This window comes from Paenibacillus sambharensis, from assembly GCF_003233845.1.
GTDB lineage: Bacteria > Bacillota > Bacilli > Paenibacillales > Paenibacillaceae > Paenibacillus_I > Paenibacillus_I sambharensis.
In genome coordinates, this window is the sequence record NZ_QKRB01000035.1 from 35,025 (window position 1) to 48,875 (window position 13,851).

A 13,851-nucleotide genomic window follows, 5' to 3' on the forward strand; every position below is an offset into this window, starting at 1 on the left:
ACGATAAGACCTGTCATAGGCGCAGCCGCCAAGCTGCGCAAGGTGTGACTGAGACTTAAGGAGGGTTGCTCCTTGTTGGATGTAAACAACTTCGAGTACATGAAGATTGGCCTGGCATCGCCGGATAAAATCCGTTCCTGGTCGCGCGGTGAAGTTAAGAAGCCGGAAACGATCAACTACCGGACTCTGAAGCCGGAGAAAGAGGGTCTTTTCTGCGAAAAGATCTTCGGACCGACGAAGGACTGGGAATGTCACTGTGGCAAGTATAAGCGTGTTCGTTACAAGGGTGTTGTTTGTGACCGCTGCGGTGTTGAAGTAACTCGCGCCAAGGTTCGCCGTGAGCGGATGGGTCATATCGAGCTGGCTGCACCGGTTTCGCATATCTGGTATTTCAAAGGTATTCCGAGCCGTATGGGTCTGGCACTGGACATGTCTCCTCGTTCGCTTGAAGAGATTATTTATTTTGCATCTTATGTGGTAACGGATCCAGGCGATACGCCGCTTGAGAAGAAGCAGCTTTTGTCGGAGAAGGAATACCGGAGCTACCGTGAGAAGTACGGCTATGGTTTTCATGCCGGTATGGGTGCCGAAGCAGTGAAGAAGCTGCTCCAGGACATCGATGTCGACAAGGAACTGGAAACACTTAAGGAAGAACTTCGTACCGCTCAGGGCCAGCGCCGTAACCGTGCGATCAAGCGCCTTGAAGTCATTGAAGCCTTCCGCAACTCGGGTAATGAGCCGGAGTGGATGATTCTGGACGTCCTTCCTGTCATCCCGCCGGAGCTTCGTCCGATGGTACAGCTGGATGGCGGACGTTTTGCCACCTCTGACCTGAATGACCTTTACCGCCGTGTTATTAACCGGAACAACCGTCTGAAGCGTCTTCTTGACCTCGGCGCACCGGATATTATTGTACAGAACGAGAAGCGGATGCTGCAGGAAGCGGTTGATGCGCTAATCGATAACGGCCGCCGTGGACGTCCTGTTACAGGGCCGGGTAACCGTCCTCTGAAGTCTCTCAGCCACATGCTGAAGGGTAAGCAGGGTCGTTTCCGTCAGAACCTTCTGGGTAAGCGTGTTGACTACTCCGGCCGTTCAGTTATTGTTGTAGGCCCGAGCCTGAAGATGTATCAATGCGGACTTCCGAAGGAAATGGCACTTGAACTCTTCAAGCCGTTCGTCATGAAGGAGCTTGTGAACAAAGGTCTTGCCCACAACATCAAGAGCGCGAAGCGCAAAGTCGAGCGTGTCAGCCCTGAAGTGTGGGACGTACTCGAAGAAGTTATCAAGGAGCATCCGGTTCTGCTGAACCGCGCCCCTACGCTTCACCGTCTTGGTATCCAGGCTTTTGAACCGATCCTCGTAGAGGGACGCGCGATTAAGCTTCATCCGCTCGTATGTACGGCATACAACGCCGACTTCGACGGTGACCAGATGGCTGTTCACGTTCCGCTGTCTGCTGAAGCTCAAGCTGAAGCCCGTTTGCTGATGCTTGCTTCCGGCAACATCCTTAACCCTAAGGACGGTAAGCCAGTTGTTACGCCGTCTCAGGATATGGTACTCGGCAGCTACTACTTGACCATGGATAACATGGAAGCTAAAGGTGCAGGCTCGCTGTTCGGAACTGTGAATGAAGCGATATCGGCTTACCAGCGCGGAATCGTTTCGCTTCATGCCCGTGTTATTGTTCCGGCACGTGTTGTACAGAAGAAGACTTTCACGGAAGAACAGCAGAATTCTCTGCTTGTGACAACCGTGGGTAAAATCATCTTTAACGAAATTTTCCCGGACGACTTCCCGTATATCAATGAAGCAACCAAGGCCAATCTGCTTCATGGAACGCCGGATAAATACTTTGTCTACGAAAAAGGTACGGATCTCCAGAAGTTCCTTCAAGACGTTCCGACAGCCGGTGCGGTGGGCAAGGAATACCTGGGTCAGATTATCGCTGAGTGCTTCCGTCAGTACCATACCACCCGTACGTCGGTAATTCTTGATAAGATCAAGCAGCTTGGCTTTACCTATTCGACACGCGCCGGTATTACGATTGCCGTATCCGACGTTATCGTGCCGCAGGAAAAGCAGGAGATCTTGCATGAATCCGAAGAGAAAGTACGTGTAGTTACCAACCAGTATCGCCGTGGTCTAATTACGAACGAAGAACGTTATGACCGTGTAATCGATATCTGGGGTGCGACGAAAGACAAGATCACCGATATTCTTATGAAATCGATGGACCGCTACAACTCCATCATGCTTATGGTGGATTCCAAAGCACGGGGTAATAAATCCCAGATTACACAGCTTGGCGGCATGCGGGGTCTGATGGCTAACCCGTCGGGACGTATTATCGAGCTCCCGATCAAGTCAAACTTCCGTGAAGGCCTGACCGTACTCGAGTACTTCATCTCGACGCACGGTGCGCGTAAAGGTCTTGCCGATACCGCGCTGCGTACTGCTGACTCTGGTTACCTTACCCGTCGTCTGGTTGACGTGGCACAGGATGTTATTGTCCGTGAGGATGATTGCGGTACAGATAAAGGCTTTATGGTTTCGAAGATCCAAGATGGGAAAGAAGTTATCGAGGATCTGTATGACCGTATCGAAGGCCGTTACTCCTTCGAAACAATCCGTCATCCGGAGACGGGCGAAGTTATCGTCAACCGCAATGAGCTGATCGATTCCAACAAGGCCGATGCGATCATTGAAGCTGGCGTTGCCAAGCTCCAGATTCGTTCCGTACTCAGCTGCCGCGCCCGTCATGGCGTCTGCAAGATCTGTTATGGACGCAACCTGGCAACTGGCAAGCATGTTGAAATTGGCGAAGCAGTTGGTATCATTGCTGCTCAGTCGATTGGTGAGCCGGGTACCCAGCTGACGATGCGTACGTTCCATACCGGCGGTGTTGCCGGCGATGACATCACGCAAGGTTTGCCGCGTATCCAGGAGTTGTTCGAAGCCCGTAATCCGAAGGGTCAAGCGATCATCACGGAGCTCGACGGTGTCGTCAAAGAGATCCGTGAAGCGAAGGACCGCCGCGAGATTGAAGTTCAGGGTGAAGCAGAATCGAAAGTATATGCAGTTACTTACGGTTCAAGAATCCGGGTGACCGAAGGCCAGCACATTGAAGCTGGTGATGAAATCACTGACGGTTCAATTGACCCGAAAGATATGCTGCGTATTAAAGGTATCCGTGGCGTTCAGAACTACATTCTGCAGGAAGTTCAGCGCGTTTACCGGAACCAGGGCGTTGAAATTAACGATAAGCACGTTGAAGTCATGATCAAGCAGATGCTGCGTAAAATCCGTATCGTAGATGCGGGTGAAACAACGCTTCTTCCAGGTGCATTCGTTGACATTCATGAATACGAGGAAGCAAACCGTGAAGCGATTCTTGCAGGACGCGAGCCTGCAGTTGCGAAGCCGGTGCTACTTGGTATTACGAAGGCATCGCTCGAAACGGACTCCTTCCTGTCCGCTGCATCCTTCCAGGAGACAACTCGTGTCTTGACAGATGCCGCGATCAAAGGCAAGGTAGACCAGCTGCTTGGCTTGAAGGAGAATGTCATTATCGGCAAGCTCATTCCAGCCGGTACCGGTATGAACCGTTACCGCAGCATCAAATTTACGGGTATGGATGAAGAGGAACAGCTGGATGAATCTGTCGAGAGTGTGCCGGTGGAGTCTTAATCGCCAAGCGGAATACGAGTGACTTGATAGTTTATACAGCGCTGGACTGCATGGTGGCGGCCGGGAACAGGTTCATACCTGCCCGGCCGCACTGCCGTCCTGGTTCTAACAGCTATTAGAAAAAATATTATCAGGCATAGTGTTATCGCCTTGACATTCTATAAGTAGTGGTGCTATTATATCGAAGTGTGCCTAAAAGGGTGGTCCTGTGCTTGCTTGAAAGGATGAGGTTCCATGCCTTATAAGATTGGCACAAAGCAGACAACTAGGATGGTAGAACAGCAGATTGCTGAACGAGTCTTGGTTGCAAAAGATGCAGATCCGCGGATCACAGGCAAGATTATCGACTTATGTGCAGAAGCCGGAGTCGAGGTCGAATGGATTGAATCGATGGAAATCCTCGGGGAGACCTGCGGCATTGACGTCGGAGCCGCCATGGCCGCAATGATCCCTGATGAATAATAAGGAACTTCTTGTTTTTGCTATAAGCCGTCAAGGCTCTGGGCAAAAACTTTCGTTTGTTTCTTTATGAACCACCTGGATCTGTGGGCTTAACAAGGTGAGCGTAAGTGGATTTATCAGAGGAAGGGGGTGGCAGCATGCCAACAATTAATCAGCTCGTACGCAAGGGCCGTCAAGCGAAAGTAGTAAAGTCGAAATCGCCGGCACTTCAAAGAGGTTTTAACGCACTGAAACGTGAAAGCACGGACCTTAGCTCGCCGCAGAAGCGCGGTGTATGCACTCGTGTAGGAACGATGACTCCGAAGAAGCCTAACTCCGCTCTGCGGAAATATGCGAGGGTTCGTCTGACGAACCGCGTAGAGGTTACAGCTTACATTCCGGGTATCGGTCACAACCTGCAGGAGCACAGTGTGGTCCTGATCCGTGGAGGCCGGGTTAAAGACCTTCCGGGTGTACGTTACCACATCGTGCGCGGTGCGCTTGACACAGCAGGTGTTAACAACCGTAAACAAGCTCGCTCGAAGTACGGCGCGAAGCGTCCGAAAGAGAAGAAGTAATTAATAAGCCAGGGTTACCTGGTAACAACCATTAAAGAAAGGGGGACATCCTCATGCCACGCAAAGGACCAGTACCTAAACGTGATGTGCTTCCGGATCCGGTGTACAACAGCAAGCTGGTAACACGTCTGATCAACCGCATTATGATCGACGGCAAGCGCGGTGTTGCCCAAACGATTCTGTATGATGCATTCAATGTCATCAAGGAACGTACGGGTAAAGACCCGATGGAAGTGTTTGAAGCTGCCATCAAGAATATTATGCCAGTACTTGAAGTGAAAGCCCGCCGTGTTGGTGGTGCAAACTATCAGGTGCCAATCGAAGTGAAGCCGGAACGTCGTACATCGCTCGGACTCCGTTGGCTCGTTAACTACTCCCGCAACCGCGGCGAGAAGACGATGGAAGAGCGTTTGGCTGCAGAAATCATCGATGCATCGAACAACACAGGCGCATCGGTGAAGAAGCGCGAAGACACGCACAAAATGGCAGAAGCCAACAAAGCGTTTGCTCATTATCGTTGGTAGGATTTTAAGAGACGAAAGGAGACATGATCATGGCAAGAGAGTTCTCCTTGAAAAATACGCGTAACATCGGGATCATGGCACATATTGATGCCGGCAAGACCACTACTACTGAACGGATCCTGTTCTACACAGGCCGTACCCACAAAATCGGTGAGGTGCACGAAGGTGCAGCAACGATGGACTGGATGGAGCAGGAACAGGAGCGCGGAATTACGATTACTTCCGCTGCTACCACTGCTCAGTGGAATGGTCACCGCATCAATATCATTGATACCCCGGGACACGTTGACTTCACTGTTGAAGTTGAACGTTCCCTGCGTGTATTGGACGGGGCCGTAGGTGTTTTCAGTGCGAAAGAAGGCGTTGAGCCACAGTCTGAAACCGTATGGCGTCAGGCTGACCGTTATGGCGTTCCTCGGATCGCATATGTAAACAAGATGGACATCATTGGTGCAGACTTCCTGAATGTTGTAAAAGACATGCGTGAGCGTCTGCAAGCTAACGCGGTAGCGATCCAGCTGCCAATCGGTGCCGAAAACGACTTCGTTGGCGTTATCGACATCATTGAGCGCGTAGCTTACAAGTACAAGGATGACCTCGGCAAAGAGCCTGAGAAGATCGATATTCCGGAAGAGTATAAGGAGAAGGTCGAAGAACTTCGCGCTGAACTCGTTGAGAAGGTGGCCGAGCTTGATGAAGAGCTTACCATGCGTTATCTCGAAGGCGAAGAAATCACTATTCCTGAACTGAAAGCTGCACTCCGTAAGGGTGTCTGCTCCGTTCAAATCTTCCCGGTAATCGCTGGTTCCTCCTACCGCAACAAGGGTGTTCAGATGATGCTGGATGCTGTTGTTGATTACCTGCCGTCGCCAGTCGACGTACCAGACATCAAGGGTACGCTCGAAGACGGAACGGAAACAGTTCGCAAATCTGCTGACGACCAGCCTTTCGCGGCACTGGCCTTCAAGATTGCGACTGACCCGTTCGTAGGTAAGCTGACGTTCTTCCGTGTGTACTCTGGCGTGCTTCATTCCGGTTCTTATGTTCTGAATGCCACTAAAGGCAAGCGTGAACGGATCGGACGTATCCTCCAGATGCATGCGAACAGCCGTCAGGAAATCTCGGAAGTATATTCCGGTGACATCGCAGCTGCAGTCGGTCTGAAAGACACGATTACAGGCGATACACTGTGCGATGAGAAGAGCCCGGTTATTCTGGAGTCCATGAACTTCCCTGAACCGGTTATCGAAATCGCAATCGAGCCTAAGACAAAAGCTGACCAGGACAAAATGGGCGTAGCGCTGTCCAAGCTCGCTGAGGAAGATCCAACATTCCGTGCTTACACGGATGAAGAAACGAACCAAACGATTATCGCTGGTATGGGTGAGCTTCACCTTGAAATCATCGTTGACCGTATGCTTCGTGAATTCAAAGTTGAAACGAATGTCGGTAAACCACAGGTTGCTTACCGTGAAACGTTCAACACGCCAGCTCGTGTTGAAGGTAAATTCGTTCGTCAGTCCGGTGGACGCGGTCAGTACGGTCATGTATGGATCGAGTTTGCGCCTCAAGAGCCAGGCCAAGGCTTCGTGTTCGAGAATAAAATCGTTGGTGGCGTAGTTCCTCGTGAATACATCCCTGCGGTTCAAGCTGGTATTGAAGAATCGATGAAGAACGGCGTACTTGCCGGCTTCCCGCTCGTTGATATCAAGGCGACAATCGTAGATGGATCGTATCATGATGTTGACTCCTCCGAGATGGCGTTCAAGATCGCAGGTTCGATGGCACTGAAAGCAGCCAAGGACAAGTGTAATCCAGTGCTGCTTGAGCCAATCATGAAGGTTGAAGTTACCGTTCCGGAAGAATACTTCGGTGATGTAATGGGTATGCTGAGCTCCCGCCGTGGCCGTATCGAAGGTACGGACAGCCGTTCCGGCGCTCAGATCATCCGTGCGAAGGTGCCTTTGGCTGAAATGTTCGGTTACTCCACGACTCTTCGTTCTGGTACGCAAGGACGCGGTGTATTCGCAATGGAGCTCTCCCATTACGAGGAAGTTCCAAAGTCGATCTCCGAAGAGATCATTTCGAAGAGCAAGGGTGCTTAATACGGTTCTTCCAATATCTATACCTTAAGAGTTGCAATTGGCCCAGCGCAGCGTTACACTTGTGATGCGCGCGCTTGGCCCACACATACATTTTCCAATATTAAGGAGGATTAAGTTCAATGGCTAAGGCTAAATTTGAACGTAACAAACCGCACGTTAACATTGGTACGATCGGTCACGTTGACCATGGTAAAACGACTCTGACTGCTGCGATCACTACCGTTCTTTCCAAGAAATACGGCGGTGCAGCTATTGCATTTGACCAAATCGACAAGGCTCCAGAAGAGCGCGAGCGCGGTATCACGATCTCCACTGCTCACGTTGAATATGAAACACCTAACCGTCACTACGCACACGTAGACTGCCCAGGCCACGCCGACTATGTTAAAAACATGATCACCGGCGCAGCACAAATGGACGGCGCTATCCTCGTAGTATCCGCAGCTGACGGCCCAATGCCGCAAACGCGTGAGCACATCCTGCTCTCCCGTCAGGTAGGCGTTCCTTACATCGTCGTATTCCTGAACAAGTGCGACATGGTTGAAGACGAAGAGCTTCTTGAACTGGTTGAAATGGAAGTTCGCGACCTGCTGAACGAATATGAGTTCCCAGGCGACGACACTCCAATCGTTCGTGGTGCAGCTCGTGAAGCACTGACGAATCCAGATGGTCCTTGGGCTGACAAGATCGTTGAGCTGTTCGAGCACATCGATTCTTACATCCCGACTCCTGAGCGCGACACTGATAAGCCTTTCCTGATGCCTGTCGAGGACGTGTTCACGATCACTGGTCGTGGTACCGTTGCAACTGGCCGCGTTGAGCGTGGTGTAGTTAAAGTAGGCGACGAGGTTGAAATCATCGGTCTGGCTGAAGAAACTCGCAAATCCGTATGTACGGGTGTTGAGATGTTCCGTAAGCTTCTTGACTCCGCTCAAGCTGGTGACAACATCGGTGCACTGCTTCGTGGTGTTGAGCGTAAAGACATCGAGCGCGGTCAAGTTATCGCGAAGCCGGGTTCGGTTAAGCCGCACACGAACTTCACAGCTCAAATCTACGTTCTGACCAAAGAAGAGGGTGGCCGTCACAAGCCTTTCTTCACTGGCTACCGTCCTCAGTTCTACTTCCGTACAACTGACGTGACGGGTATCATCAACCTGCCAGAAGGCAGCGAGATGGTAATGCCTGGCGACAACATCACGGTAACGGTTGAGCTGATCGCTCCAATCGCTATCGAAGAAGGTACACGCTTCGCGATTCGCGAAGGCGGCCGTACTGTTGGCGCTGGTGCAGTAGCAACTATCCAAAAATAATCCGGCGCGGTACTAGCCGCATCGTGATCGGAAGCTTCCGCTTAGGCGGAAGCTTCTTTTTCATATTCCTGAGTCTGTTTCTTCTATTATATATATGTTGATGGTTTGCTTATGCGGCTGTAGTGACTTTATTAATAAGCTAAGAAACGCATGAAGTAAGGTAAAGGCAGCTAAATACAGGAATTAAGAATAAAGAATAAAAAAATGTTGCATTCGCCTGTTTGATTCGATATAATATTGACTGTTGGTCTGCGACGTTGCGATGATGTGAGAGGTTGCCGACACACCCGGCTCCTTTGCCATGGAGAGGTGGTCGGGGTATTCTCACGGAGTATGTCCGATAATAAATTGGGCGATAGAAGGAGGGACTTATATGGCAAAGCAAAAGATTCGTATCCGCTTGAAAGCATACGATCACAGAATTCTTGACCAATCAGCAGAGAAAATCGTTGAAACTGCAAAACGTTCCGGTGCAGGTGTTTCCGGTCCGATTCCGCTTCCAACGGAAAAGCAAATTATCACCATTCTGCGTGCGGTACACAAGTACAAGGATTCCCGTGAGCAATTCGAAATGCGCACACACAAGCGCCTGATCGATATTGTGAATCCGACGCCGCAAACGGTTGATGCGTTGATGCGTCTGGACCTGCCGTCCGGTGTAGATATCGAAATTAAGCTTTAATAGAGAAGATTATTTTACGTGTGAAAGGAAATGAGGTGTCAACATGAAAGGTATCTTAGGCAAAAAGCTTGGTATGACGCAAGTGTTTACACCTGAAGGCAACGTGGTGCCGGTAACGGTTATCGAAGCAGGTCCTTGCGTTGTTCTTCAGAAGAAAGACCAAGAAAACGATGGCTACGAAGCTATCCAGGTCGGCTTCTCTGATAAGAAAGAGAAGAGAACGATCAAGCCGGAAATCGGCCACGCCAAAAAAGCCAACACGGCTCCTAAGCGCTACGTTCGTGAAATTCGCGGCATTACTATCGGTGATTATGAAGTTGGCCAGGAACTGAAGGCTGACTTGTTCGCAGAGGGCGAATTTGTTGACGTAACGGGCATTTCAAAAGGTAAAGGCTTTGCCGGCGTTATCAAGCGTTGGGGACAAAGCACTGGACCGATGTCTCACGGTTCCCGTTATCATCGTGGACCAGGTTCCATGGGTTCGATTCAAGCGAACCGCGTACCTAAAGGCAAACGCCTGCCAGGTCACATGGGCTCCGAGACCATTACGATTCAAAACCTCGAAGTTGTACGTGTGGATGCAGAGCGTAACGTTATTCTCGTTAAAGGCTCGATTCCTGGTGCGAAGAACAGCTTCGTAAAAATTAAATCTACGGTGAAGAAATAATACGACTGAAGAAAGGAGGAACATGAAATGCCAAAAGTAGCACTCTTCAACGTGAGCGGTTCACAGGTTGGTGAATTCGAGCTGTCCGACAGCGTATTCGGAATCCAGCCAAACGTTCACGTCCTTCATAGTGCCGTACTGCTTCAGCAGGCAGCTGAGCGTCAAGGTACGCACAAGACGAAAGGACGCTCTGAAGTACGCGGCGGCGGCCGTAAGCCTTGGAAACAGAAAGGTACTGGTCGCGCACGTCAAGGTAGTATCCGTTCCCCGCAATGGGTTGGCGGCGGTACAGTATTCGGCCCAACTCCGCGCAAATACGGTTTCAAGCTTCCTAAGAAAGTTCGCCGTCTGGCAATTAAATCCGCACTGTCTTCCAAAGTGATCGATAACGAGATTATCGTATTGGATCAACTTGCATTGGCACAGCCGAAGACGAAAGAATTCGCAGCGATCCTGAACAATCTGAAAGTTGCCCGCAAGGCACTGGTTGTAACGGCTAACTACGAAGATAACGTTGCATTGTCGGCTCGCAACATCCCAGGTGTTAAGTTCGTCGCTGCAGACGGTATTAATGTTCTGGATGTATTGTCCTACGACAAGCTGGTCATCACGAAGGAAGCAGTCGAGAAAGTACAGGAGGTGCTTGCGTAATGAAAGATCCACGCGATATTATCAAGCGCCCGGTCATCACGGAACAAACGAGCGACTTCATGGTTAACAAGCGTTATGTGTTTGAAGTTGATCTCCGTGCTAACAAGACCGAAATTAAAGCTGCTATCGAACAAATCTTCAAAGTGAAGGTTGTTAGCGTTAATACACTGCGTATGCCGGCTAAGCCGAAGCGTTATGGCCGTCATTCCGGATATACTTCCGAATGGAAGAAAGCAATCGTTCAATTGAGCGATGACAGTAAAGAGCTCGAGTTCTTCGAAGCATCCGTATAAGTAAGGAGGGAAATCTAGTGCCAGTTAAGAAGTATAAACCGACATCGCCGGCCCGTCGTGGTATGTCTGTATCGACATTCGAAGAGATCACCACGAATCAACCGGAGAAATCGTTGCTTGCGCCGCTTCACAAGAAAGCAGGCCGCAACAACCAAGGTAAAATCACGGTTCGCCATCATGGCGGCGGTCACAAGCGTAAATACCGTGTAATTGACTTCAAACGGAACAAGGACGGCGTTCCAGCTCGCGTAGCGACGATTGAATACGATCCAAACCGTACATCGAACATTGCTTTGTTGCATTATGCAGATGGTGAGAAGCGCTACATCATCGCGCCTAAAGGCTTGAAAGTAAACGATCAGGTAATGTCCGGAGTTGGCGCCGACATCAAAGTTGGTAACGCACTTCCGCTTGAGAACATTCCTGTGGGTACAGTTATCCACAACATCGAAATGAAGCCAGGCAAGGGCGGACAGCTGGTTCGCGCTGCAGGTACTGAAGCACAGCTTCTCGGTAAGGAAGATGAGTACGTAGTAATTCGTCTTAGTTCCGGTGAAATGCGCCGTATCCTGAAAACTTGCCGTGCTACAATCGGTACTGTAGGCAACGAGGATCACGAGCTCGTGAAAATCGGTAAAGCCGGCCGTAGCCGTTGGCTCGGTAAGCGTCCAGAAGTTCGCGGTGTCGTCATGAACCCTAACGATCACCCACACGGTGGTGGTGAAGGCCGTGCTCCGATCGGTCGTAAATCGCCGATGTCACCTTGGGGTAAGCCGACGCTTGGATTCAAGACTCGCAAGAAGAAGAAGGCTTCCAGCCAATATATTATTCGTCGCCGCACGAAATAATAACCGTTCAGTCAGTGCGCCTCAGCCTGCCTGAGGCGGCGTGAACGATATCAAGCAAGCTTGAAGGGAGGAACACCCATGGGTCGCAGTTTGAAGAAAGGTCCGTTTATTGACGGCTACCTTCTGAAAAAAGTCGAAGATTTGAACGAAACGAACAAGAAAGTCGTTATCAAAACTTGGTCCCGTCGTTCTACGATTTTCCCGCAATTCATCGGACACACTTTCGCTGTTTATGACGGTCGTAAGCATGTTCCGGTTTATGTAACGGAAGATATGGTCGGACACAAGCTGGGCGAGTTTGCGCCTACGCGTACGTACAAAGGCCATACAGACGACGACAAGAAGACGGGCAGAAGATAATCTGCCGGTTATGATTTTCTACACGTAAGAGAGGAGGTTCAACCATGCAACAAGCTAAAGCCAGCGTAAACCATGTCCGCATCGCTCCTCGGAAAGCACAACTGGTTGTGGACTTGATCCGCGGTAAGCAGGTTGGTGAAGCCATTGCGATTCTGCGTCACACACCGAAGTCGGCATCTCCTGTTGTTGAGAAGCTTCTGAACTCGGCTATCGCGAATGCAGAGCATAACTACCAAATGGACGTTAACAAATTGGTGGTATCGCAAGTTTTTGTAAATCAGGGTCCAACTATGAAACGTTTCCGCCCTCGTGCAATGGGACGTGCAAGCCGGATCAACAAGAGAACCAGCCACATTACTTTGGTGGTATCCGAAAAATAAGGAGGGAAAACGTGTGGGTCAAAAGGTAAATCCGGTCGGTCTTCGTATCGGGATCATCCGGGATTGGGAATCCAAATGGTACGCCGGTAAAGATTTCGGCGATCTGCTCCTGGAAGACGTGAAAATTCGTGAATTCCTTAAGAATAAACTGAAGGACGCGGCTGTTTCCCGCATTGAGATTGAGCGTGCAGCTAACCGCGTAAACGTAACAATTCATACAGCGAAGCCTGGTATGGTAATCGGTAAAGGCGGCTCCGAGGTTGAGAACCTTCGCACAGAGCTTGCTAAGATTACAAACGGCAAGAAAGTACACATTAACATCTCTGAAATCAAACAAGCAGATCTGGACGCTATCCTCGTAGCAGAAAGCATCGCACAGCAGCTTGAACGTCGTATCTCGTTCCGCCGCGCTATGAAACAAGCGCTGCAGCGTACGATGCGTGCAGGCGCGAAGGGAATCAAAACCTCGGTAAGCGGACGCCTTGGCGGTGCGGAAATCGCACGTACTGAAGGCTACAGCGAAGGCACAGTGCCTCTGCATACACTCCGTGCCGATATCGATTATGGTACGGCAGAAGCTCATACAACTTACGGCCGCATTGGCGTAAAAGTATGGATCTACCGTGGTGAAATCCTTCCGTCGAAGAAGAAAGCTGCCATCCAGGAAGGAGGCAACTAATCATGTTGGTACCAAAACGTGTAAAACATCGTAAGCAGCAACGCGGCCACATGAGAGGCCGTGCCAAAGGCGGTACGGAAGTTCATTTCGGCGAATTCGGTCTTCAGGCAACTGAACCAGGCTGGATCACAAACCGTCAGATCGAATCTGCTCGTATTGCCATGACTCGTTACATTCGCCGTGGTGGTAAAGTATGGATCAAGATCTTCCCTGCTAAGCCAATCACCCAGAAGCCTCTTGAAGTCCGGATGGGTAGCGGTAAAGGTAACGTTGAGAAGTGGGTAGCAGTTGTTAAACCAGGTAAAGTAATGTTCGAACTTGCTGGCGTGTCCGAGGAAATCGCACGTGAAGCTATGCGTCTGGCGGCTCACAAGCTTCCTGTAAAGACGAAGTTCGTGAAACGTGAAGAAGTGGGTGGTGAAGCAAATGAAAGCAAGTGAATTCCGCAACCTTACCACTGCTGAGCTTGAACAAAAGATCGCAGGTTTCAAGGAAGAGCTGTTCAACCTTCGTTTTCAATTGGCCACCGGTCAGCTTGACAATCCGACTCGCATCCGCGATGTTCGGAAAGAAATAGCTCGTGCCAAAACGGTAATCCGTGAACGTGAACTGGGTATCACCAGCTAATTAATAGATATTGAAT

The 13,851-nt window shown here is 50.3% G+C and carries 16 protein-coding genes; all 16 read left to right on the plus strand.

The genetic code is table 11. The features are described 5' to 3' along the window. The first annotated feature begins 72 nt into the window (after positions 1-72). Positions 73-3,690 (plus strand): DNA-directed RNA polymerase subunit beta', encoded by a 3,618-nt coding sequence (gene rpoC, locus DNH61_RS05215; RefSeq protein ID WP_111145618.1) that lies wholly within the window; start codon positions 73-75, stop codon positions 3,688-3,690. Positions 3,691-3,924: 234 nt separating this feature from the next. Next, entirely contained in the window at positions 3,925-4,152 is a 228-nt protein-coding gene (locus tag DNH61_RS05220; RefSeq protein WP_111145619.1) for a ribosomal L7Ae/L30e/S12e/Gadd45 family protein, read from the plus strand. A gap of 137 nt (positions 4,153-4,289) precedes the next feature. Then, positions 4,290-4,709, plus strand: a complete 420-nt coding sequence (gene rpsL, locus DNH61_RS05225; RefSeq protein ID WP_111145620.1) for a 30S ribosomal protein S12 — start codon at positions 4,290-4,292, stop codon at positions 4,707-4,709. Between the two features lie 53 nt (positions 4,710-4,762). Beyond that, on the plus strand, positions 4,763-5,233 hold the full coding sequence (gene rpsG / locus DNH61_RS05230; RefSeq protein ID WP_111145621.1) for a 30S ribosomal protein S7: 471 nt from the start codon (positions 4,763-4,765) through the stop codon (positions 5,231-5,233). A gap of 29 nt (positions 5,234-5,262) precedes the next feature. Then, a complete protein-coding gene (gene fusA / locus DNH61_RS05235) occupies positions 5,263-7,338 on the plus strand; it encodes an elongation factor G (protein ID WP_111145622.1) in 2,076 nt (691 codons plus the stop codon). A gap of 119 nt (positions 7,339-7,457) precedes the next feature. After that, entirely contained in the window at positions 7,458-8,648 is a 1,191-nt protein-coding gene (tuf, locus tag DNH61_RS05240; protein WP_111145623.1) for an elongation factor Tu, read from the plus strand. A gap of 373 nt (positions 8,649-9,021) precedes the next feature. Then, complete coding sequence (gene rpsJ / locus DNH61_RS05245; protein WP_005544556.1) at positions 9,022-9,330, plus strand: 30S ribosomal protein S10; 309 nt, start codon at positions 9,022-9,024, stop codon at positions 9,328-9,330. A gap of 43 nt (positions 9,331-9,373) precedes the next feature. Continuing rightward, complete coding sequence (gene rplC / locus DNH61_RS05250) at positions 9,374-9,997, plus strand: 50S ribosomal protein L3 (RefSeq protein WP_111145624.1); 624 nt, start codon at positions 9,374-9,376, stop codon at positions 9,995-9,997. A gap of 27 nt (positions 9,998-10,024) precedes the next feature. Continuing rightward, positions 10,025-10,648 (plus strand): 50S ribosomal protein L4, encoded by a 624-nt coding sequence (gene rplD, locus DNH61_RS05255; protein WP_111145625.1) that lies wholly within the window; start codon positions 10,025-10,027, stop codon positions 10,646-10,648. Beyond that, positions 10,648-10,941 carry a 50S ribosomal protein L23 gene (rplW, locus tag DNH61_RS05260; RefSeq protein WP_111145626.1) on the plus strand — a complete coding sequence of 98 codons (294 nt, stop codon included), beginning with the start codon at positions 10,648-10,650 and terminating at the stop codon, positions 10,939-10,941. The genes rplD and rplW overlap by 1 nt, the downstream gene beginning before the upstream one ends. A gap of 17 nt (positions 10,942-10,958) precedes the next feature. Continuing rightward, positions 10,959-11,789, plus strand: a complete 831-nt coding sequence (rplB, locus tag DNH61_RS05265) for a 50S ribosomal protein L2 (RefSeq protein WP_111145627.1) — start codon at positions 10,959-10,961, stop codon at positions 11,787-11,789. 78 nt (positions 11,790-11,867) lie between these two features. Continuing rightward, positions 11,868-12,149, plus strand: a complete 282-nt coding sequence (rpsS, locus tag DNH61_RS05270; protein ID WP_111145628.1) for a 30S ribosomal protein S19 — start codon at positions 11,868-11,870, stop codon at positions 12,147-12,149. Positions 12,150-12,193: 44 nt separating this feature from the next. Beyond that, positions 12,194-12,529: a 50S ribosomal protein L22 gene (gene rplV, locus DNH61_RS05275; RefSeq protein ID WP_111145629.1), complete on the plus strand. Its 336-nt coding sequence runs from the start codon at positions 12,194-12,196 to the stop codon at positions 12,527-12,529. A gap of 13 nt (positions 12,530-12,542) precedes the next feature. After that, complete coding sequence (rpsC, locus tag DNH61_RS05280) at positions 12,543-13,208, plus strand: 30S ribosomal protein S3 (RefSeq protein WP_111145630.1); 666 nt, start codon at positions 12,543-12,545, stop codon at positions 13,206-13,208. Between the two features lie 2 nt (positions 13,209-13,210). Continuing rightward, positions 13,211-13,648 carry a 50S ribosomal protein L16 gene (gene rplP, locus DNH61_RS05285; RefSeq protein WP_111145631.1) on the plus strand — a complete coding sequence of 146 codons (438 nt, stop codon included), beginning with the start codon at positions 13,211-13,213 and terminating at the stop codon, positions 13,646-13,648. After that, positions 13,635-13,835: a 50S ribosomal protein L29 gene (gene rpmC, locus DNH61_RS05290; protein WP_111145632.1), complete on the plus strand. Its 201-nt coding sequence runs from the start codon at positions 13,635-13,637 to the stop codon at positions 13,833-13,835. Before rplP ends, rpmC begins: the two co-directional genes overlap by 14 nt. Positions 13,836-13,851: the final 16 nt, after the last annotated feature.

Bases quoted from the DNA above. Each gene is read 5' to 3' on its own strand.
- DNH61_RS05220 (WP_111145619.1), top strand. From the start codon at position 3,925: ATGCCTTATAAGATTGGCACAAAGCAGACAACTAGGATGGTAGAACAG.
- rpsL (WP_111145620.1), top strand. From the start codon at position 4,290: ATGCCAACAATTAATCAGCTCGTACGCAAGGGCCGTCAAGCGAAAGTA.
- rpsG (WP_111145621.1), top strand. From the start codon at position 4,763: ATGCCACGCAAAGGACCAGTACCTAAACGTGATGTGCTTCCGGATCCG.
- fusA (WP_111145622.1), top strand. From the start codon at position 5,263: ATGGCAAGAGAGTTCTCCTTGAAAAATACGCGTAACATCGGGATCATG.
- tuf (WP_111145623.1), top strand. From the start codon at position 7,458: ATGGCTAAGGCTAAATTTGAACGTAACAAACCGCACGTTAACATTGGT.
- rpsJ (WP_005544556.1), top strand. From the start codon at position 9,022: ATGGCAAAGCAAAAGATTCGTATCCGCTTGAAAGCATACGATCACAGA.
- rplC (WP_111145624.1), top strand. From the start codon at position 9,374: ATGAAAGGTATCTTAGGCAAAAAGCTTGGTATGACGCAAGTGTTTACA.
- rplD (WP_111145625.1), top strand. From the start codon at position 10,025: ATGCCAAAAGTAGCACTCTTCAACGTGAGCGGTTCACAGGTTGGTGAA.
- rplW (WP_111145626.1), top strand. From the start codon at position 10,648: ATGAAAGATCCACGCGATATTATCAAGCGCCCGGTCATCACGGAACAA.
- rpsS (WP_111145628.1), top strand. From the start codon at position 11,868: ATGGGTCGCAGTTTGAAGAAAGGTCCGTTTATTGACGGCTACCTTCTG.
- rplV (WP_111145629.1), top strand. From the start codon at position 12,194: ATGCAACAAGCTAAAGCCAGCGTAAACCATGTCCGCATCGCTCCTCGG.
- rplP (WP_111145631.1), top strand. From the start codon at position 13,211: ATGTTGGTACCAAAACGTGTAAAACATCGTAAGCAGCAACGCGGCCAC.
- rpmC (WP_111145632.1), top strand. From the start codon at position 13,635: ATGAAAGCAAGTGAATTCCGCAACCTTACCACTGCTGAGCTTGAACAA.